General features: G+C 56.0%; 21 protein-coding genes, 1 tRNA gene and 1 pseudogene. 22 read left to right on the top strand and 1 reads right to left on the bottom strand.

Annotated features, from left to right (window positions below):
- Positions 1-643: 643 nt before the first annotated feature.
- Positions 644-1,069, top strand: a complete 426-nt coding sequence (locus I9H07_RS16450) for an HIT domain-containing protein (RefSeq protein ID WP_058391758.1) — start codon at positions 644-646, stop codon at positions 1,067-1,069.
- Positions 1,070-1,071: 2 nt separating this feature from the next.
- Positions 1,072-1,278 carry a SlyX family protein gene (locus I9H07_RS16445; protein WP_024644439.1) on the top strand — a complete coding sequence of 69 codons (207 nt, stop codon included), beginning with the start codon at positions 1,072-1,074 and terminating at the stop codon, positions 1,276-1,278.
- Positions 1,279-1,341: 63 nt separating this feature from the next.
- On the opposite strand, the gene I9H07_RS24895 is transcribed toward I9H07_RS16445, so the two are convergent.
- Complete coding sequence (locus tag I9H07_RS24895) at positions 1,342-1,950, bottom strand: cold-shock protein (protein WP_024644440.1); 609 nt, start codon at positions 1,948-1,950, stop codon at positions 1,342-1,344.
- 467 nt (positions 1,951-2,417) lie between these two features.
- On the opposite strand from I9H07_RS24895, the gene I9H07_RS16435 reads away from it, so the two are divergent.
- From I9H07_RS16435 to nadA, 20 genes and pseudogenes are all read left to right on the top strand, one after another.
- Positions 2,418-2,891, top strand: coding sequence for a Dps family protein (locus I9H07_RS16435; protein ID WP_058824093.1), 474 nt, complete (start codon positions 2,418-2,420; stop codon positions 2,889-2,891).
- A 352-nt stretch (positions 2,892-3,243) separates the two neighbouring features.
- Positions 3,244-3,591 (top strand): ribbon-helix-helix domain-containing protein, encoded by a 348-nt coding sequence (locus I9H07_RS16430; protein ID WP_024672423.1) that lies wholly within the window; start codon positions 3,244-3,246, stop codon positions 3,589-3,591.
- Positions 3,592-3,911: 320 nt separating this feature from the next.
- On the top strand, positions 3,912-5,687 hold the full coding sequence (gene aspS / locus I9H07_RS16425; protein ID WP_024672422.1) for an aspartate--tRNA ligase: 1,776 nt from the start codon (positions 3,912-3,914) through the stop codon (positions 5,685-5,687).
- Between the two features lie 117 nt (positions 5,688-5,804).
- Entirely contained in the window at positions 5,805-6,551 is a 747-nt protein-coding gene (locus I9H07_RS16420; RefSeq protein WP_024672421.1) for a YebC/PmpR family DNA-binding transcriptional regulator, read from the top strand.
- A 131-nt stretch (positions 6,552-6,682) separates the two neighbouring features.
- Positions 6,683-7,207: a crossover junction endodeoxyribonuclease RuvC gene (gene ruvC, locus I9H07_RS16415; protein ID WP_024672420.1), complete on the top strand. Its 525-nt coding sequence runs from the start codon at positions 6,683-6,685 to the stop codon at positions 7,205-7,207.
- Positions 7,208-7,313: 106 nt separating this feature from the next.
- Positions 7,314-7,922 (top strand): Holliday junction branch migration protein RuvA, encoded by a 609-nt coding sequence (gene ruvA / locus I9H07_RS16410; protein ID WP_024644445.1) that lies wholly within the window; start codon positions 7,314-7,316, stop codon positions 7,920-7,922.
- Positions 7,923-8,984 carry a Holliday junction branch migration DNA helicase RuvB gene (gene ruvB, locus I9H07_RS16405; RefSeq protein ID WP_024672419.1) on the top strand — a complete coding sequence of 354 codons (1,062 nt, stop codon included), beginning with the start codon at positions 7,923-7,925 and terminating at the stop codon, positions 8,982-8,984. It begins immediately after the preceding gene.
- Between the two features lie 134 nt (positions 8,985-9,118).
- The gene (gene ybgC / locus I9H07_RS16400; RefSeq protein WP_024672418.1) at positions 9,119-9,586 is read left to right on the top strand and encodes a tol-pal system-associated acyl-CoA thioesterase; all 468 of its coding nucleotides are present in this window, start codon (positions 9,119-9,121) and stop codon (positions 9,584-9,586) included.
- Positions 9,576-10,271, top strand: coding sequence for a protein TolQ (tolQ, locus tag I9H07_RS16395; RefSeq protein WP_002554655.1), 696 nt, complete (start codon positions 9,576-9,578; stop codon positions 10,269-10,271). Before ybgC ends, tolQ begins: the two co-directional genes overlap by 11 nt.
- Before the next feature lie 14 nt (positions 10,272-10,285).
- Positions 10,286-10,750: a protein TolR gene (gene tolR, locus I9H07_RS16390; protein ID WP_002554654.1), complete on the top strand. Its 465-nt coding sequence runs from the start codon at positions 10,286-10,288 to the stop codon at positions 10,748-10,750.
- Positions 10,750-11,819 (top strand): annotated as a pseudogene (tolA, locus tag I9H07_RS16385) (cell envelope integrity protein TolA). Before tolR ends, tolA begins: the two are co-directional and overlap by 1 nt.
- A 47-nt stretch (positions 11,820-11,866) precedes the next feature.
- On the top strand, positions 11,867-13,117 hold the full coding sequence (gene tolB, locus I9H07_RS16380) for a Tol-Pal system beta propeller repeat protein TolB (RefSeq protein ID WP_223862785.1): 1,251 nt from the start codon (positions 11,867-11,869) through the stop codon (positions 13,115-13,117).
- A 52-nt stretch (positions 13,118-13,169) separates the two neighbouring features.
- Entirely contained in the window at positions 13,170-13,673 is a 504-nt protein-coding gene (pal, locus tag I9H07_RS16375) for a peptidoglycan-associated lipoprotein Pal (RefSeq protein ID WP_003314369.1), read from the top strand.
- Positions 13,674-13,679: 6 nt separating this feature from the next.
- Positions 13,680-14,495 carry a tol-pal system protein YbgF gene (ybgF, locus tag I9H07_RS16370; RefSeq protein WP_058392422.1) on the top strand — a complete coding sequence of 272 codons (816 nt, stop codon included), beginning with the start codon at positions 13,680-13,682 and terminating at the stop codon, positions 14,493-14,495.
- Positions 14,496-14,666: 171 nt separating this feature from the next.
- Positions 14,667-15,314, top strand: a complete 648-nt coding sequence (gene queE, locus I9H07_RS16365; protein ID WP_024672415.1) for a 7-carboxy-7-deazaguanine synthase QueE — start codon at positions 14,667-14,669, stop codon at positions 15,312-15,314.
- A gap of 16 nt (positions 15,315-15,330) precedes the next feature.
- Positions 15,331-16,005 carry a 7-cyano-7-deazaguanine synthase QueC gene (queC, locus tag I9H07_RS16360; RefSeq protein ID WP_032606120.1) on the top strand — a complete coding sequence of 225 codons (675 nt, stop codon included), beginning with the start codon at positions 15,331-15,333 and terminating at the stop codon, positions 16,003-16,005.
- Between the two features lie 63 nt (positions 16,006-16,068).
- Positions 16,069-16,144, top strand: a tRNA-Lys gene (locus I9H07_RS16355).
- 233 nt (positions 16,145-16,377) lie between these two features.
- On the top strand, positions 16,378-17,616 hold the full coding sequence (locus tag I9H07_RS16350) for an O-antigen ligase family protein (RefSeq protein WP_248957185.1): 1,239 nt from the start codon (positions 16,378-16,380) through the stop codon (positions 17,614-17,616).
- Positions 17,613-18,188 (top strand): serine acetyltransferase, encoded by a 576-nt coding sequence (locus tag I9H07_RS16345; protein WP_024672412.1) that lies wholly within the window; start codon positions 17,613-17,615, stop codon positions 18,186-18,188. Before I9H07_RS16350 ends, I9H07_RS16345 begins: the two co-directional genes overlap by 4 nt.
- Positions 18,189-18,338: 150 nt before the next feature.
- Positions 18,339-19,397, top strand: coding sequence for a quinolinate synthase NadA (gene nadA, locus I9H07_RS16340; protein WP_024672411.1), 1,059 nt, complete (start codon positions 18,339-18,341; stop codon positions 19,395-19,397).
- The last annotated feature ends 6 nt before the right edge of the window (positions 19,398-19,403 follow it).

The raw sequence follows: 19,403 nt of genomic DNA, 5'->3' as shown, positions 1-19,403 counted from the left end.
TTTCTTCGGGGTCGCGAGACATTTTCCCTTGATCCTTCCACCTCTGTTTTCCGCCAGAGGTACCGGGATCATGTGGGTGATAAAGCAACAAGCGTGCACAAAGTTCCGGAAAATGAAAAAATTTTGTGAAAAATCAGAATCAAGATTGCCTTTTGCTCTTAAGTATATGTTTTTTAAGTATTTTATATTCGTTTAACAAGCTGGGTGACGTTCGAGCGTTCTGACCGATCCTTCATACATTTTTCGAAATACGTTACCCGAGGCTGCGTACCGTGTGTAAAAACGAACCTCTGGTGTTGCTGTCGCAACATCAGTGTGTTGTTTTGGTGCAGTCTGCCCAGCAAATGCCTGAACCTGGAGCGTCGTTCAGATAAAGGCCTATGGTGAGCATCGGGTTGTTTCATTTTCATGTACTTGGGCAGTCTTTTACAGGAAGGCCTTCCCAGAGAGGCGTTTTCGGCCGTATCGCGGGTGTTTTGGAGGCGTCAAGTCGGTGCGTTTGCTGTCAGGCAGGCTACATGCTGGTGCGCAAAAGGCCGGGGGGTGAAGCGACATCGGATCACGCGTATCCTGTGAGTGTTACGCGGCAGCCCGCCAGCCTCGGGGCTGGCTGACATTCATCTGGCATCAGGAGCTATTTATCGTGTTCGTTCTGGATTCACGTCTTCAACAAGACACTTTGCCGATTGGCGACTTCCCGCTGTGCCGGCTGTTGCTGTCCAACGATACGAATTATCCGTGGTTCATCCTGGTGCCGCGTCGCGCCGACATCAGCGAGGTATTTCAGCTTGAGGCCGCTGACCAATTGCAGCTTTGGCAAGAGACAACCGAACTGTCCAGAGTGCTGAAAGAAGCTTTTGATGCCGATAAACTCAACGTTGCTGCGTTGGGTAATGTGGTCAGTCAGTTGCACATGCATGTCATCGTACGCAAGCGCTCGGATATTGCCTGGCCCGCGCCGGTGTGGGGCAAGCATCCTGCGGTTGCCTACACTGATAAGCAGTTCGCCGAAATCTGTCGGCAGCTCAGGCCATTGCTGGCTGATGATTTTCGATTCGAGGAGGAATGATCATGAACCTTGATGAGCGAGTCATGGAGCTGGAGAGCCGTATGGCGTTTCAGGACGATACCATCCAGACACTGAATGACGTGTTGGTGACGCAGCGTCGTGAGCTGGACCGTCTGCAATTGCAAATGGCCGCGATGCTCAAGCGTCAGGAGGAAATGGGCAGTCAGTTCGAAACATTCGAGGAAGAAGCGCCTCCCCCTCATTATTGATAAAGTCAAAAAAAACCGCGACGCCCGTAAGGGTGTCGCGGTTTTTTTATGACCTCGGCAGAATCAGCGGCGCGGTAGCGCTGCAATGACGTCTTCGGCTTGCAGACCTTTGTCTCGGTTCATCACGGAGAATTCGACACGTTGGCCTTCGACCAGTACGCGGTGACCTTCACCACGAATGGCACGAAAATGCACGAAAATATCGTCACCGGAATCCCGGGAAATAAAACCGAAGCCTTTGGACGTGTTGAACCACTTCACGGTGCCTGTATCGCGATTGCCCATGTCATGGCTTTGAGTTGCAGGTGCTGGTGAGTAAGACCTGTAGAAGCTGACTGCAAGGTGCAGTGCAACGGCTACGACGGCGATGATCAAGCTCACCATAATGGCCGGTTGGCCTGCGATAAACGGCAGTGGAGCAAGTAATACCAGGGTTTGTATGACTACAGCGATAACAAGCAAGGCGCTGACCAGGTTTTGCAGATTATGACGTGGGCCTCGGTTCCAGTAAGGGATCACCGGAGCGAGTACCAGGTTGAGCAACCCGAAAAAAGCCAGACCAAGGGCGTCGGGCTGTTGCAGGTAGAGAGACAGGGTTTCACTGCGCAGGCTGGGTATGAAAGAGAGCAGCAAGGCTGCCGCTCCCGTTACCAGATGGACGATTTTCAACATTTTAAAAAGCTCACATGCAAGAAGGATTACAAGAAATAGCTGGTAACGGCCGGTACGCTTCTGAACAAGAGGAGGCGTGATGCACGAACGGTTGGCCAGCCTATGCGCCAACGCTGGATGGCAACTCATTGGCGACACGCTGTGTATTTAACAGCAAAGCCTGATCCTACTCAAATCAGCAATTGATGACGGCTGTAGTGTTTCGCAGTCATCGGCGTTCACTTTATCGACGCTGCCTCTGCGGCGACCGGGCCAGAGCGCTCCAGCCGTGGCTCGTGGTTTTCACCTGAACGTACCGGGATGTGCGCGCAGATGAGATGCGCCATGGTCGGGAGAGGGCTGTGCTGAATATGCGTCTGGCGGTGCCCGCCTGCCACGTCGCGCCACGGAAAGCTGCGCCGCTCCGCTTCTCTTGATAGAGTAGGGGTCGTTACTGATTTTCAATCCTCACCAAAAGGGCATGAAACATGGCAATCGATATCGGTATCAGTGAAGAAGATCGTAAATCGATCGTGGACGGTCTTTCGCATCTGCTCTCGGATACTTATGTGCTGTACCTCAAGACTCATAACTTTCACTGGAACGTCAGTGGGCCTATGTTTCGCACGCTGCACCTGATGTTTGAAGAGCAATATAACGAGTTGGCACTTGCCGTCGACTCTATTGCCGAACGTATTCGTGCGCTGGGCTTTCCGGCCCCGGGTACTTATTCGACCTATGCTCGCCTGTCTTCCATCAAAGAAGAAGAGGGTGTGCCAAGTGCCGAAGATATGATCAGAAGCCTGGTTCAGGGTCAAGAGGCTGTTGTCCGCACTGCCCGTAGTATCTTTCCTCTTTTGGATAAGGTCAGTGATGAGCCGACCGCCGACCTGTTGACGCAACGTATGCAGGTGCATGAAAAAACTGCCTGGATGCTGCGCTCGATGCTCGAGTTCAGGTAACGCTCGGGGCGAGTGGCCGTCAGGGTCGCTCGCCCGCTTCCAGATGTGCGCCTGGACGGGCGTTTCAAGGTTATCGCCCGTGCTTCAGGCTCCTGTCGCAGGTCAGTGGATTGTGTGCTGCGCTTGGCTTTATCCAGTGCATGATTCCCCTCTAAAATCATTCCGTTGCGCTTCTCTCCACTATCTCTTCAGTGCGAAACTACATTCCGCTCGTTTCTGTAGCCATATCCTACGCTATTAAGGTATGGGCCCCGCTGGATATAAAATCTCGAATACGGTTCTATAGATGACGTATTTATTTGTTTTTGAATATTTCTTTCGTGGTTTTAAATTCAGTCATTCAAAGGTGGCCATTGTGATAGTCAGAGATGTTGAACGCGAGGTAAGAGTATTAAATCGAGAGACGGAAATACGTCATGATCCTTTTGTCGAAGATTTTAATATGATGCTGGCAGAGCCTCATTCCAAATCGGTTCGGCTAAACGGCCTGGCCACTTGTCTGCGCCTGGAAAAAGTGTACTGGAATGTTCTTTCCGGTATTGCAAACTCCAATGAGTGCTCGGTCAATACTGTGCTGTCCTACATAGACAGGGAAGTCCACCTGCGCTACGGAGGGGTGAAGAATTTCAGCGGTCTGATTCGTGTGGTCTGTGTCGCGCATCTGCTCAAGGCTGACCCGGTGAATATTTCCCACGCCTAGATCAGTGTCCTCCTCATTCAGGCAGGCATGCTCAGGCGTGCCTGCGCTTTCCCGCGTTCGCGAGTCAATCGCTTGAATGCAGGGCCGTGACGAACTTATCCGGGCCGGATAGGTTCTCTCGGCTGCACGGTGTCAATTTACTCTATATAATCTCCCGTCTTGCTGAAGGGCGTGGCTCTTTGCTGAAGGGCGTGACTCTGCGCGAATCTGCGCGTGCCAACGCCGGCCTTGGCTTGCTGCCAAAGCCTCGCACTGCCGAGTGCAAGCCAGGAGCGAAAGCCCCCACCGAATTTCGAATTACCAGAAGTGAAAACACCATCATGATGCGTAGCCATTATTGCGGCCAACTGAACGAGAGTCTGGAAGGCCAGGAAATTACCCTTTGCGGATGGGTCCACCGTCGTCGTGACCACGGGGGCGTGATTTTCCTCGACATCCGCGACCGTGAAGGCATGGCTCAGGTAGTGTTCGACCCTGATCGTGCAGACAGCTTTGCCGCTGCCGACCGTGTTCGCAGCGAGTACGTCGTCAAGGTTGTTGGCAAGGTCCGCGCCCGTCCTGCCGGTGCGGTGAATGCCAACATGGCGTCGGGTGCCATCGAAGTTCTGGGTTATGAGCTCGAAGTCCTGAACGAGTCCGAGACGCCTCCGTTCCCGTTGAACGAATATTCCGATGTGGGCGAGGAAACGCGCCTGCGCTATCGCTTTATCGATCTGCGTCGCCCGGAAATGGCTGAAAAGCTGCGTCTGCGCTCGCGCATCACGACCAGCATCCGTCGCTATCTGGATGAAAACGGCTTCCTCGATGTCGAGACGCCGATCCTGACCCGCGCAACGCCGGAAGGCGCTCGTGACTATCTGGTCCCTAGCCGCACACACCCAGGCAGTTTCTTTGCTCTGCCGCAATCGCCGCAGTTGTTCAAGCAACTGCTGATGGTGGCCGGTTTCGACCGTTACTACCAGATTGCCAAGTGCTTCCGCGACGAAGACCTGCGTGCCGACCGCCAGCCGGAATTCACCCAGATCGACATTGAAACCAGCTTCCTCAATGAAGAAGACATCATCGGTCTGACCGAGAAGATGGTTCGTCAGTTGTTCAAGGAAGTCCTGGACCTGGAGTTCGACGAATTCCCGCACATGACCTTCGAAGAAGCCATGCGTCGCTACGGTTCCGACAAGCCAGACCTGCGCAACCCGCTGGAACTGGTGGACGTCGCCGATCAGCTCACCGGCGTGGAATTCAAGGTGTTCAGCGGTCCTGCCAACGATCCGAAAGGGCGTGTTGCTGCACTCCGTGTGCCGGGCGCTGCCAGCATGGCGCGCAGCCAGATCGACGATTACACCAAGTTCGTCAGCATCTACGGTGCCAAAGGCCTGGCCTACATCAAGGTCAACGAGCGCGCGAAAGGGCCGGAAGGCTTGCAGTCGCCGATCGTCAAGTTCATCCCTGAAGAAAACCTGAACGTGATCCTTGATCGCGTGGGTGCTGTCGATGGCGATATCGTGTTCTTCGGTGCCGACAAGTTCAAGGTCGTCAGCGAGGCTCTCGGCGCGCTGCGGATCAAGATCGGTAACGACCTCAAGCTGCACACCTGCGAATGGGCGCCGATGTGGGTCGTCGACTTCCCGATGTTCGAAGAAAATGACGACGGAAGCTTCACTGCGTTGCACCACCCGTTCACTGCACCCAAGTGCACGCCTGAAGAGCTGGAAGCCAACCCTGCTACGGCGTTGTCCCGTGCCTACGACATGGTCCTCAACGGCACCGAGCTGGGTGGCGGTTCGATCCGTATCCACCGCAAGGAAATGCAACAGGCGGTCTTCCGTCTGCTGGGCATTGCCGAAGACGAGCAGCAGGAGAAGTTTGGCTTCCTGCTCGATGCCTTGAAGTATGGCGCACCGCCGCACGGCGGTCTGGCTTTCGGCCTCGACCGTCTGGTCATGCTGATGACCGGTGCGCAATCGATCCGTGAAGTGATCGCGTTCCCGAAAACCCAGAGCGCGGCCGATGTCATGACCCAGGCGCCTGGCGTTGTCGATGCCAAGGCATTGCGCGAGCTGCACATCCGTCTGCGCGAGCAGCCAAAGGCCGAGTGATGTCGGGCAGGGCGTATCGCGGATACGCCCTGCATTTGTCCCTTATTGATTGAAGCTTTTTGCCATGCTGGTCATCGGCGAAAGGTGAAAGTGTTTCAAAAGAATCCGGAGCGAAAAATGGCAGGTCATTCTAAGTGGGCAAACATCAAGCACCGCAAAGAGCGTCAGGATGCCAAAAAAGGCAAGATATTCACCAAGTGGATTCGTGAACTGACTGTTGCTGCCCGTCAGGGCGGGGGTGATCCTGGCTCCAACCCGCGTCTGCGTCTGGCGCTGGACAAAGCGCTGGGCGCCAACATGACCCGCGACACCATTGATCGTGCAGTGGCGCGTGGCGTAGGTGCGTCTGACGGCGATGACGTCGAAGAACTGGGTTATGAAGGTTATGGACCTGGCGGCGTGGCTGTCATGGTCGAAACCATGACTGACAACCGCAACCGCACTGCCGCTGCTGTTCGCCATGCGTTCACCAAGTGTGGTGGCAATCTCGGCACCGACGGCTCGGTCGCCTATCTGTTTGATCGCAAGGGGCAGATTTCCTTTGCCGCAGGCGTCGATGAAGATTCATTGATCGAAGCGGCCATGGAAGCGGATGCCGATGACGTCGTGACCAACGAAGACGGCTCGATTGATGTGTTTACATCCTTCTCCGGATTCTATGCAGTACGTAACGCGCTGGAAGCTGCAGGTTTCAAGGCCGCCGATGCGGAAATCGTCATGTTGCCGACGACCAGTGCCGTGCTGGATCTGGAAACCGCTGAAAAGGTGCTCAAGCTGATCGACATGCTTGAGGACCTGGATGACGTGCAGAACGTCTACTCGAACGCGGAAATTCCCGACGACGTCATGGAGCAGTTGGGCTGACAGCCGACAGGCAGTACCGTGTCAGAAGCCGGAGGTGCGAGGCCGTGATCATCACGCAGCTATCGGCCTCCGGCTTCTGCCTTTATGCTGCATACATTGTTTTTGCGTGATCTTCTCAAGCTGCAGGCGTTATGACTCTTATTCTTGGTATCGACCCCGGTTCGCGAATTACCGGCTATGGCGTGGTGCGCGACACCGGGCGTGGCTGCGTCTACGTTGCGTCGGGGTGTATTCGCACCGGTAGCGGCGAGCTGCATGAGCGTCTGCAGATTGTCTATCGTGGTGTCAGAGAGGTCATCAAGACCTACGGTCCCGTCACCATGGGCATCGAAAAGGTTTTCATGGCACGCAACGCTGATTCTGCGTTGAAGCTAGGGCAGGCCAGAGGTGCGGCGATCGTGGCCGGTGCCGAAGAGGCGCTGGAAATCGCCGAGTACACGGCGACGCAGGTCAAGCAGGCGGTGGCAGGAACCGGCGGCGCGAATAAAGACCAGGTGATGATGATGGTCATGCATTTGCTCAAATTGACCCAGAAACCGCAGATCGACGCATCCGATGCGCTCGCCATTGCACTGTGCCACGCGCATACGCGCTCCAGTCTGATTCCCCACGGGTTGGGAACTGCGCGCAGTCGCGGTGGGCGGTTGCGGCTCTGATGGCATCATTTTTACGCATATTTTTACTTGCAGGTCGGGCGGTTGCTGTGATGTCTGTATCCAGCTTCTTTGCGCAAGCGATCGGCAATACGAAAGGATTTGCAACGTGATTGGACGTTTACGCGGGTTTCTGGCTGAAAAACAGCCTCCGCATCTGGTTTTGGACGTCAACGGGGTCGGCTATGAGCTGGAAGTACCGATGACGACGCTGTATCGGCTGCCGCATGTCGGCGAGCCCGTGACGCTGCACACCCATCTGGTGGTCCGCGAGGATGCGCACCTGCTGTATGGCTTTTATGAAAAACGTGAGCGCGAGCTGTTTCGCGAGCTGATCCGTCTCAACGGAGTCGGACCAAAGCTGGCGCTGGCGTTGATGTCCGGCCTTGAAGTCGATGAGCTGGTGCGTTGTGTTCAGGCACAGGATACGTCGGCATTGACCCGCATTCCTGGCGTTGGCAAGAAGACTGCCGAGCGTCTGCTGGTCGAGCTCAAGGACCGGTTCAAGGCCTGGGAGTCATTGCCAGGAACCTTCGCGCTGGTTTCCAATGGTCCGAACCAGCCCGAGCCAGTGGCGTCGGCCGAGTCGGATGCGGTGAGCGCGCTTATTTCGCTGGGCTACAAGCCTCAGGAGGCCAGCAAGGCAGTCTCCGCGATCAAGGAAAAAGACTTGAGCAGTGCAGATCTGATTCGTCGTGCGTTGAAGGGGATGGGTTAAGTGATAGAAGCCGACCGCCTGATAACCGCCGCTGGTGGCCGTGATCGCGATGAGCAGATGGACCGTGCCATCCGGCCCCTGAGCCTGGCGGACTACATAGGTCAGCCTACCGTGCGCGAGCAGATGGAGTTGTTTATCCAGGCTGCCCGGGGCCGCAACGAGGCGCTGGACCATACGCTGATATTCGGCCCGCCCGGCCTGGGTAAAACCACGCTTGCCAACATCATTGCCCAGGAAATGGGCGTGTCGATCAAAAGCACCTCAGGCCCGGTGCTTGAGCGGCCGGGTGACCTGGCCGCCATCCTGACCAATCTTGAGCCCAACGATGTGCTGTTCATCGACGAGATTCATCGCCTGTCACCGATTGTCGAAGAAGTGCTTTATCCGGCGATGGAAGACTTTCAGCTCGACATCATGATCGGCGAAGGTCCCGCAGCGCGCTCCATCAAGCTCGATCTGCCGCCATTCACGCTGGTGGGGGCGACCACTCGCGCCGGCATGCTGACCAATCCGCTGCGTGACCGCTTCGGCATCGTGCAGCGTCTCGAGTTCTACAACATTGCTGATCTGTCGACGATCGTGTCGCGCTCGGCAGGCATTCTCGGCCTGGTCATCGAGCCGAAGGGCGCTTTCGAGATCGCCAGGCGTGCGCGTGGTACGCCGCGTATTGCCAATCGTTTGCTGCGTCGCGTACGGGATTTCGCCGAAGTGCGTGGCAATGGGCAGATTACCCGTGAGACGGCTGACAAGGCGCTGAATCTGCTGGATGTCGATGAGCACGGCTTCGATCACCAGGATCGACGCCTGCTGCTGACCATGATCGAGAAGTTCGACGGCGGCCCGGTGGGTGTCGACAGCCTGGCGGCGGCCATCAGCGAAGAGCGTCACACAATTGAAGACGTGCTGGAGCCCTATTTGATCCAGCAAGGCTATATCATGCGCACACCCCGCGGGCGCGTGGTCACCCGTCATGCGTATCTGCATTTCGGGTTGAACATTCCCGCGAGAATGGGTGAGATGCCGGCGGCGGGTGATTTTGTCGATGATCCTGCGGATTTATAGCAATGGTTTGCAATTTATTCCTGCCTGGCGTGGTCACATTGCCAGTCTTGCAGCCGATACCGGTAAACAAGTGGCAAAACGTTGAAAAACAGTTGCCTGACCCGATTGGCAACCTGAGGAGTAAGCACTAGAGTATGCGCGCGCAAAACGGGGTTCAGTCGTTCGCACATCGCTGTCGCGTTTATTACGAGGACACCGATGCTGGCGGCATCGTCTACTACGTCAATTATCTGAAATTCATGGAGCGGGCTCGTACCGAGCGGCTACGGGATCTGGGCTTTGCCCAGTCCGAACTGGCGCAGGAAAACCTTTTATTTGTCGTGCACTCCAGTGAGGCGCGTTATCACAAGCCGGCGCGGCTGGATGACGAGCTGCTTGTCAGTGCAGAAGTAACCGAATTGAATCGCGTCAGCCTGCGTTTTACACAGCAGATCAGGCGGGCGTCAGATGCAACACTGCTCTGCGAAGGGCAGTTCCTGGTGGCGTGTGTACGCGCCGATAGTTTTAAACCCCGGGCCATTCCCGAAGCTTTGCGAGCGGCCTTTGCCGACCAGAGCGGCGCGGGCATACATTCAGAGCAGGAGATAAAGCGTGGAAGCTAACGTCGTCGACCATTCCTCCATGTGGAGTTTGGTCAGCAATGCCAGCATTGTTGTTCAGTTGGTAATGCTGATTCTGGTGGCCGCTTCGGTCACCTCGTGGATCGTGATTTTTCAGCGCAGCAACATGCTGCGTGCAGGTCGGCGTGCACTGGACAGCTTTGAAGAGCGCTTCTGGTCCGGTATCGACTTGTCGAAACTGTACCGTCAGGCAGGCAGCAACCCTGATCCGGACTCGGGCGTCGAACAGATCTTCCGCGCCGGTTTCAAGGAGTTCTCCCGTCTGCGTCAGCAGTCCGGCGTCGATCCTGATGCGGTTATGGAAGGTGTGGCGCGCGCCATGCGTGTTGCGATTTCCCGCGAGGAAGAAAAGCTCGAAGCCGGTCTGCCTTACCTGGCAACTGTAGGTTCCACCAGCCCTTATGTGGGCCTGTTCGGTACTGTATGGGGGATCATGAACTCCTTCCGCGGTCTCGCAACTGCCCAGCAGGCAACGCTGGCCACTGTAGCGCCGGGTATCGCCGAAGCACTGATTGCAACGGCCATCGGCCTGTTTGCAGCCATCCCGGCCGTTATTGCCTACAACCGTTTCGCCGCGCGCAGTGAGACCTTGATCAGCCGTTACTACACGTTTGCTGACGAGTTCCAGGCCATCCTGCACCGTAAAGTGCATACCAGCGAAGAGTGAGCAGGTAATCCCCCATGGCTTTAATCGCTCGAGATCGTCGCAGGAAACGCAAGCCGGTTGCCGAAATGAACGTAGTGCCTTACATCGACGTGATGTTGGTGTTGCTCGTGATTTTCATGGTGACGGCTCCCATGATCAACCAGGGCGTGAAGGTCGACTTGCCCAAGGTCTCCAGCGAGGCTTTGCCGCAGGACAACAACAATCAGGTCCTGACCATTTCGATCAAGGCTGACAAGACCTATTACTGGAACCTTGGCAGCGAAGTCGATACCGACAAGCAGATGGACAAGGCAATGACCCTGCCGCAACTGACTGCGGCGGTGACCAAAATCGTCGCTGCCGGTCGTGACGCAGGCAAGCAGACGCAGGTCTTCATTCGTGGTGACAAGACCGTCGATTACGGCTCGGTCATGGGCACGATGGGCGGACTGCAGAAAGCCGGGGTCGGGAATGTTGGCTTGATTACCGAGGCACCCTGATGCAGCCGATTCGAGAGCCGTCCGCCTCGGAAAGCTACTTCTGGCCCAGTGTCTGGGCCGTGGCATTGCATATCCTGATTTTCGGCATGCTGTTCGTCAGTTTTGCCATGACTCCGGATCTGCCCGAAGCCAAGCCTATCGTTCAGGCAACGCTCTATCAGCTCAAATCCAAGAGCCAGGCCACAACCCAGACCAACCAGAAGATTGCCGGTGAGGCGAAGAAAACTGCTGCGCGACAGACTGAAGTCGAACAGCTGGAGCAGAAAAAGATCGAGCAGCTTAAACAGGAAGCTGTAAAAGCTGCGGAACAAAAGAAAGAAGAGTCGGCTCAAAAAGCCGAAGAGCAAAAAGCCGCCGACGAAGCCAAAAAGTCCGAGCAGAAAGCAGAGGAGGCCAAAAAGGCTGACGATGCCAAGAAAGCCGACGAGGCCAAGAAGGTCGCTGATGCCAAAAAGGTTGAAGAAAAACAGCTGGCTGACATAGCCAAGAAAAAGGCTGAAGACGAGGCCAAGAAAAAGCCGAGGAAGACGCCAAGAAAGCTGCTGCCGAGGAAGCCAAGAAACAGGCTGCTGATGAGGCCAAGAAAAAGGCCGCAGAAGACGCCAAGAAAAAGGCTGCCGAGGACGCGAAGAAAAAAGCCGCTGCCGATTCCGCCAAAAAGGCGCAGGAAGCAGCTCGTAAATCTGCTGAAGACAAGAAGGCGCAGGCACTGGCCGATTTGCTGTCCGACAAACCGGAGCGGCAACAGGCTCTGGCAGACGAGCGGGGCGATGAAACGGCAGGCAGTTTCGATGACCTGATTCGTGTTCGGGCGTCCGAGGGCTGGAGTCGTCCACCGTCGGCACGTAACAACATGTCGGTAACGTTGCAGATAGGGATGTTGCCGGACGGTACGATTGCTTCCGTATCGATTGCCAAGTCCAGTGGTGACGGGCCGTTTGACAGCTCTGCAGTTGCAGCGGTGAAGAACATTGGACGTTTGACAGAAATGCAGGGTCTGAAGCCGGCTGACTTCGCTCCCTATCGTTCATTCAAGATGACATTCACACCTGGAGATCTAGCCTTGTGATCAACCTTTTTCGAGGACTGCTGGTCGTTCTCTGTTTCGCATCCGGAATGGTTGCGGCAGAAGAAAAGAACATTCTGGTCACCAGCGGCAGTGACCGCGCTGCTCCAATCGCAGTTGTGCCATTCGGTTGGCAGGGCGGCAGTGTATTGCCGGAAGACATGGCGGAGATCGTGAGCAACGACCTGCGCAACTCCGGTTATTACGCGCCGATTCCAAAACAGAACATGATCAGCTTGCCGACCCAGGCCAGCGAAGTCATTTTCCGTGACTGGAAAGCGCTGGGTGCCCAGTACGTCATGGTCGGCAACATCACGCCTGCCGGCGGACGTCTGCAGATTCAGTACGCATTGTTCAACGTGGCTACCGAGCAGCAAGTACTGACCGGCAATGTTTCCGGTACTAACGATCAGCTGCGCGACATGGCGCATTACATTGCCGACCAGTCGTTCGAGAAACTCACCGGTATCAAGGGTGCGTTCTCGACCCGCATGCTGTACGTGACCGCCGAGCGTTTCTCGGAGAGCAATACGCGTTACACCTTGCAGCGTTCGGATTACGACGGTGCTCGTGCGGTAACCCTGTTGCAATCCCGTGAGCCGATTCTGTCGCCGCGTTTCGCACCGGATGGCAAGCGCATCGCCTACGTATCGTTCGAACAAAGGCGTCCGCGCATCTTCGTTCAGCATATCGATACCGGCCGCCGTGAGCAGATCACCAACTTCGAAGGCCTGAACGGCGCACCTGCGTGGTCCCCGGACGGCAGCAAGCTGGCGTTCGTTCTGTCCAAGGATGGCAACCCGGAAATCTACGTGATGAATCTGGCTTCGCGTCAGTTGAGCCGCGTCACCAACGATTCTTCTATTGATACAGAACCTTTCTTCGGCAAGGACGGGTCTACGCTATACTTCACGTCGGACCGTGGCGGCAAGCCACAGATCTACAAGACGAACATCAATGGCGGCGGTGCCGAACGTGTTACGTTCGTGGGTAACTACAATGCCAACCCGAAATTGTCAGCCGATGAAAAGACGCTGGTAATGATTCACCGGCAGGACGGCTTCACGAATTTCAAGGTCGCAGTGCAGGATTTGGCCCGCGGTAGCGTAAAAATCCTCACAGATAGCAACCTTGACGAGTCGCCTACTGTTGCGCCCAACGGCACCATGGTAATCTACGCCACCCGCCAGCAGGGCCGGGGAGTCTTGATGCTCGTGTCCATTAACGGACGCGTAAGGCTCCCGCTTCCTACCGCTCAAGGCGAAGTCAGAGAACCTTCCTGGTCCCCTTACCTGAACTGACGCGGCGCTACACGATTTGCTTAACACACTGGGGTTCATTAGGAGTTTCAAGATGGAAATGCTGAAGTTTGGTAAATTTGCTGCGCTGGCTCTGGCCATGGCTGTAGCTGTAGGTTGCTCGTCCAAAGGCGGCGACAATGCCGGTGCAGGCGGTGCTGCTGTTGATCCTAACGCTGGTTACGGCGCCAACTCGGGTGCTGTTGACGGCTCCCTGAGCGAAGAAGCTGCTCTGCGCGCAATCACCACCTTCTACTTCGAATACGACAGTTCGGACCTGAAGCCAGAAGCCATGCGCTCCCTGGACGTGCACGCCAAAGACCTGAAAGCTAACGGCGCTCGCGTTGTTCTGGAAGGCAACACCGACGAACGTGGTACTCGCGAGTACAACATGGCACTGGGCGAGCGTCGTGCGAAAGCCGTTCAACGCTACCTGGTTCTGCAAGGTGTTTCCCCAGCTCAGCTGGAACTGGTTTCCTACGGCGAAGAGCGTCCAGTTGCTACCGGCAACGACGAGCAGTCCTGGGCTCAAAACCGTCGCGTCGAACTGCGTAAGTAATTTGACATGCGAACGTGCCGACGTGCTCTAACCGTTTTGGCCCTCGCCCTTCCGCTTTCAGCGTTGGGTGCGGCACCTGTGGTCGATAACAATTCTGGCTCTGGCAGCAGCAGTTATCCGCCAGCGGGTTATGGCACGTCCGGCGCCTATGCCGGGGGAGGGGTTACGGCCCCTGCCTCGGCACAAGGTCAGCTGTTCATGCAGTTGCAGCAGATGCAAGATGAAATCGCGCGTTTGCGCGGTGTTGTCGAGGTCCAGCAGAACGATATCCAGCGCATGAAACAGGAAGCTCTGGAGCGTTATCAGGAACTCGATCAACGTATAGCCAGTGGCGCTGCCGCTCCGGCTACCAATAATTCACAACCTTCTGGTGGCGCAATCGACGCCAGTGGGGCGCCTTCCGCATCTGCGGCTCAGGCACCGGCAGCAGGCACCGAGCCTCCTGATCCGGCGAAGGAAAAGCTGTACTACGAGGCTGCCTTCGATTTGATCAAGGCGAAGGATTTCGACAAGGCCAGTCAGGCTTTCACCGCTTTCCTGCGCAAATACCCGAACAGTTCGTATGCGGGCAATGCCCAATACTGGCTGGGCGAAGTGAATCTGGCCAAGGGCGACCTTCAAGGTGCCGGTCAGGCGTTCGCCAAAGTCAGTCAGCAATACCCGAAACATGCCAAAGTGCCTGATTCGTTGTACAAGCTGGCAGACGTAGAGCGCCGTCTTGGTCATACCGACAAGGTTAAAGGCATATTACAGCAGGTTGTGGCCCAGTATCCGGGTACTTCCGCTGCACAATTGGCGCAACGAGACCTTCAGCGCCTTTGATGTCTTGACCCGCTATTCAAGAAAGCCGCGCCAGTCGCGGCTTTTTTCGTTAGAATCTCGCACCCGAAATTCCGGTACACCCTACGCTTTTCCGGATTCTGCGATTGCAGGGTCCTTTGAAGTGCCTGACGGAGGCGGACGGCCTGTTTAGCTGTTACGCCCGTGGCTGATATGCAAGAAACATTACGCATCACCGAAATCTTTCACTCGCTGCAGGGTGAAACACGCACGGCTGGCCTGCCCACCGTATTTGTCCGCCTGACCGGCTGCCCCTTGCGCTGTCAGTACTGCGACAGTGCCTACGCGTTCAGCGGCGGCACCATTCAGACGCTGGACGACATCGTCGGGCAAGTGGCGTCCTATCGGCCTCGCTATGTCTGCGTGACCGGTGGCGAGCCGCTTGCTCAGCCCAATGCTATTCCATTGCTCAAGCGTCTCTGCGATGCGGGCTATGAGGTATCCCTGGAAACCAGTGGCGCACTGGATATCTCCGCAGTGGACCCGCGTGTCAGCCGCGTCGTCGACCTCAAGACCCCAGGGTCAAAAGAAGTCACGCGCAATCGTTACGAGAATATGGAACTGCTGACGCCGAACGACCAGGTCAAGTTTGTGATTTGCTCGCGCGAGGATTATGACTGGGCCGTTTCCAAACTGATTCAGTACGGCCTTGACCGGCGCGCGGGTGAGGTTCTGTTTTCGGCCAGCCATCACGAGCTTAAAGGTCGTGACCTGGCAGACTGGATCGTGGCTGATAACCTGCCGGTGCGCTTGCAGATGCAGTTACATAAAATTCTTTGGGATGACGAGCCGGGACGCTGATATGAGTGAATTGACCATGACCGAAAAAAGAGCCGTGATTCTGTTGTCCGGTGGCCTGGATTCCGCAACCGTAGTTGCCATGGCGCGTGCCGAAGGCTACGCCTGCTACACCATGAGCTTCGATTATGGCCAGCGTCATCGTGCCGAGCTAGACGCTGCTGCGCGCGTCGCTCGCGACTTGGGGGCAGTCGAGCACAAGGTTATTGGCCTGGACCTCAACGGCATAGGCGGCTCGGCTTTGACTGACAGCTCCATTGCCGTACCTGAATCGCCATCCGAAGGCATTCCGGTGACCTACGTCCCGGCGCGCAATACCGTGTTCCTGTCCTTGGCGTTGGGCTGGGCCGAGGTGCTTGGCGCCCGGGATATCTTCATTGGCGTCAATGCGGTGGATTATTCGGGTTACCCGGACTGCCGTCCCGAGTTCGTCGAATCGTTCGAGCGCATGGCCAATCTGGCCACCAAGGCTGGCGTAGAAGGGCAGGGGTTTACCATCAGGGCTCCGTTGCAGAATCTGAGCAAGTCCGACATCGTCAAGGCGGGTGCGGCCTTGGGGGTTGATTATTCTCTTACTGTTTCCTGCTATCAGGCCGACGATCAGGGCCGGGCGTGTGGCAAATGCGACAGCTGCCGCCTGCGTGCAGAGGGTTTTGTCGGTGCCGGTATGACGGACCCGACACGTTATTTTTAAAGTTTTTAAAAAAAGGTGTTGAATAACTGATAGAAATCAGTAATATACGCGCCACGCAACAGAGGGTCGTTAGCTCAGTTGGTAGAGCAGTTGGCTTTTAACCAATTGGTCGTAGGTTCGAATCCCACACGACCCACCATTTCGAAAATCTGGAAGGCCCATGAAAATGAGGATTTCCAGGTTTTTTTTTGCGTTCGATTTCTTGAGCGCTTTGCCGCTGTGCCAGCAACACGTCCATGGCTACTGCCTGCGTCGGTTTGGGGTTGGTTAAGGTGCTGGCTGTGGCCGTAGTGTAGAATCGCCGACGTGTGCTCACGACGCCGATACCGCAGGTTTTGACGAATTGCACCACCGACCGCTGGCCCTGGCCAGTTGAGCGAAAGTTTTCAAAGGGCCTCTATGACAACCACGGTATCGCGTTATTTATTCTGTTTGCTGGTGGCAGGATTCACGCTCCATGTAAGCGGAATGCTTTTTATAACGGACGGCAGCAGAGGCACGACCATCTCGAATCTGACGCTGTTTCTTCCGGCGCTGGTTCTGCTGCTGATCGGTCGTGAGTGGCGAGATCCTCTTTTCAGTCGACAGTACCTGCCTGTACTGCTGCTGCTCGTGTTTACGGTGCTGGTTGCGCTGCTGAACAAGGGCTCGGTCATCAAAGGCGCTGAGCAGTTCAAGACCGCGCTTTACATCCTGTTATACCTGGGCGCCATCCATTGGATGGTGAGTCGCGATGTGATGGAAAAGGTCCTGAACCTGTTGTTCGTGATCGCTGCGATCGCTGCCTTCGCGAGCATCGCGTATCACCTGATAACCGTCGACTCCCACTATTTGCTGAGCGGCGATCGTCTATTCAAACTGGGTTACAAAAATTACGCCGACTTTCAAAACCCCATCGTTGCAGCTCTGTTCTACGGAGTCTTCGGTGTATACGGTTTTCACCAACTGCTCACCAAGCGCTACAGCCGTACAGTGACGCTGGTGTATTGCCTCTGCGTGTTTTCGCTCTCGCTTTACATGTATTGCACGCTGTCCCGAGGCGTTTGGCTGGGGTACGTAGCAGCGATCAGTGCGTCTGTGATGCTGCACAATGACGCACGCTCCAGGAAGTGGCTGGCGGTTACTGCGGGCGTTCTGGTTGTGGCTATCACGCTGCTTTCGCCGGTACTGCTCGAACAGAAAGTTCGCGGGCTCAGCCTCAGGGACGTCATCTGGAGCGAGTGGTTATCGCGCCTGGGTGATTTCTGGTTGTTCGGAGCGGGTGCCGGCAAGAGCTTCGATATCTGTATCGAAAACGTGCAGTGCTTCAAGCAGGCTCACAACCTGTACCTGCAATTCTTTTACGAGTACGGAATCGCCGGTGCAATTCTTCTGCTGGTCATGATAGGCACGGTGTTCAATCGCTCTCTCAAGCGCTCTCTGTGGGCGTCGCCACTCGGTACTGCAGGCTTTCCGTTATTCCTGTTCGCGTTGCTGACGGCCATGTTTGATTACCACACCGTGATGAATCGTCCTGGTGTGTACTGGCTGGTATTCTGGTTGCCTGTTGGCCTGATTCTGTCGACCGGTTCACGTGTGCATGCAAACCGCCTGGAGAAAACCAAGGCATGATCAGCCTCCTCAGGCAGGCCATGCGCTTTTGGCATATCGAAATTCTGGGCGGTCTGGACAGGTCGTTCAGCTGGAAGCGTCTGTACCTGAAGTGCAGGCGCAGCAATCGTTCCAGTTACCTGTTCTGGTTTCGGCTTGCTTATGTGCTCAATACGTCCAGAAGTAAATTCTTGCGACGTCGAGCCAAGCTGTTGAATGAAAAAATCAGTCGCACGTACAACGTCGAAATCATGCTGGGTGCCGAAATTGGTGAAGGGCTGTGGATTGCTCACCTGAGCGGCATCGTTATCACGTGTTATGCGGTTATCGGCAAGGACTTCAGAATCTGGCAAGGATGCACCATCGGTGTAAAAGGCAATGCCGAGACAGTGCGTCTGATCATTGGTGATGGCGTTAGGGTTCAGGCGCACGCCTGCATCATTTCCGACGATATTCAGCTTGGCGATAACGTGGTGGTCGGGGCCTGCAGCTTTGTCAATAAAAGCATCCCCTCCAATACGGTCTTTTATAACCGACGCATCAGTGAGTCCGTCCCGTATGACGAAAGTCTATTGGGGCGTTTGCAGAAGTAGCGTGCTGATGCCCGCGATGGAGGGGTTGGCTAAAAAAGTTTTTAGTCTTCCTGGCGAATTGGAAACCTCCGCTGTTGCCCGCTTATTTGTTGCCTGTCTTTCGGGTGTAAACTTGTTTTTCGCGCTTTGGCGCCCTCAGGTTCCGTGAATATGACGCAGATTTCCGAACGCTTTCTGGTGCAGGCGCACCTTGATGCCAAGCAGCCCAAAGTGTTGAGCGCAGCAGAGCAGGCGCACTTGCGCGCCGAAATTGCGACCGAGCTGAAGAAGCAGGACGCTGTCATGGTCGCTCACTACTATTGCGACCCCGTGATTCAGGCGCTGGCTGAAGAAACCGGCGGTTGTGTGGCGGATTCTCTGGAAATGGCACGCTTCAGCAACAGTCATTCGGCCAGCACCGTATTGGTGGCCGGCGTGCGCTTCATGGGTGAGACGGCCAAGATTCTCAACCCTGAAAAACGTGTGTTCATGCCGACCCTCGAAGCGACGTGTTCGCTGGATGTGGGTTGCCCGGTCGATGAGTTTTCCGCGTTTTGCGATCAGCACCCGGAACGCACTGTGGTGGTCTACGCCAATACGTCGGCTGCGGTAAAAGCGCGCGCAGACTGGGTGGTGACCTCGGGCTGTGCGCTGGAAATCGTCGAGAGCCTGATGGATAACGGCGAGAAAATCATCTGGGCACCGGACAAACATCTGGGCCGCTATATCCAGCGTGAAACCGGTGCCGACATGCTGTTGTGGGACGGTGCCTGCATTGTTCACGAGGAATTCAAGTCCAAGCAACTGGCGGACATGAAGGCGCTGTACCCCGAGGCGGCAATCCTGGTTCACCCTGAGTCGCCCGAAGCGGTCATCGAGCTGGCTGACGTCGTCGGTTCTACCAGTCAGATGATTGCCGCAACCCAGCGCTTGCCCAATAAAACGTTCATTGTCGCGACGGATCGGGGCATTTTTTACAAGATGCAGCAGTTGTGCCCGGACAAGATCTTCATTGAGGCGCCTACCGCTGGCAACGGCGCCGCGTGCCGCAGTTGCGCACACTGCCCGTGGATGGCGATGAACACGCTTGAGCGCACCTTGCAGTGTCTGAGAGAGGGCAGCAACGAGATCTTCGTTGATCCTGCACTTATCCCAAACGCAGTACGGCCGTTGCAGCGCATGCTCGACTTCACTCAGGCAGCACGCCTGCGCCAGGCAGGCAACGCCTGAGGGTCG

It is taken from the genome of Pseudomonas syringae (assembly GCF_023278085.1).
Lineage (GTDB): Bacteria > Pseudomonadota > Gammaproteobacteria > Pseudomonadales > Pseudomonadaceae > Aquipseudomonas > Aquipseudomonas syringae_Q.
The sequence above is the reverse complement of the archived record's forward strand: the minus strand, read 5'-3'. Positions and strand labels throughout refer to the sequence as shown.

What these genes read in the sequence shown, in the direction of transcription:
- I9H07_RS16435 (WP_058824093.1), top strand. Translation starts at nt 2,418, where the DNA reads ATGGCAATCGATATCGGTATCAGTGAAGAAGATCGTAAATCGATCGTG.
- aspS (WP_024672422.1), top strand. Translation starts at nt 3,912, where the DNA reads ATGATGCGTAGCCATTATTGCGGCCAACTGAACGAGAGTCTGGAAGGC.
- pal (WP_003314369.1), top strand. Translation starts at nt 13,170, where the DNA reads ATGGAAATGCTGAAGTTTGGTAAATTTGCTGCGCTGGCTCTGGCCATG.
- queC (WP_032606120.1), top strand. Translation starts at nt 15,331, where the DNA reads ATGACCGAAAAAAGAGCCGTGATTCTGTTGTCCGGTGGCCTGGATTCC.
- I9H07_RS16445 (WP_024644439.1), top strand. Translation starts at nt 1,072, where the DNA reads ATGAACCTTGATGAGCGAGTCATGGAGCTGGAGAGCCGTATGGCGTTT.
- tolB (WP_223862785.1), top strand. Translation starts at nt 11,867, where the DNA reads ATGGTTGCGGCAGAAGAAAAGAACATTCTGGTCACCAGCGGCAGTGAC.
- ruvC (WP_024672420.1), top strand. Translation starts at nt 6,683, where the DNA reads ATGACTCTTATTCTTGGTATCGACCCCGGTTCGCGAATTACCGGCTAT.
- I9H07_RS24895 (WP_024644440.1), bottom strand. Translation starts at nt 1,950, where the DNA reads ATGTTGAAAATCGTCCATCTGGTAACGGGAGCGGCAGCCTTGCTGCTC.
- I9H07_RS16345 (WP_024672412.1), top strand. Translation starts at nt 17,613, where the DNA reads ATGATCAGCCTCCTCAGGCAGGCCATGCGCTTTTGGCATATCGAAATT.
- I9H07_RS16420 (WP_024672421.1), top strand. Translation starts at nt 5,805, where the DNA reads ATGGCAGGTCATTCTAAGTGGGCAAACATCAAGCACCGCAAAGAGCGT.
- queE (WP_024672415.1), top strand. Translation starts at nt 14,667, where the DNA reads ATGCAAGAAACATTACGCATCACCGAAATCTTTCACTCGCTGCAGGGT.
- ybgC (WP_024672418.1), top strand. Translation starts at nt 9,119, where the DNA reads ATGCGCGCGCAAAACGGGGTTCAGTCGTTCGCACATCGCTGTCGCGTT.
- ybgF (WP_058392422.1), top strand. Translation starts at nt 13,680, where the DNA reads ATGCGAACGTGCCGACGTGCTCTAACCGTTTTGGCCCTCGCCCTTCCG.
- tolR (WP_002554654.1), top strand. Translation starts at nt 10,286, where the DNA reads ATGGCTTTAATCGCTCGAGATCGTCGCAGGAAACGCAAGCCGGTTGCC.
- nadA (WP_024672411.1), top strand. Translation starts at nt 18,339, where the DNA reads ATGACGCAGATTTCCGAACGCTTTCTGGTGCAGGCGCACCTTGATGCC.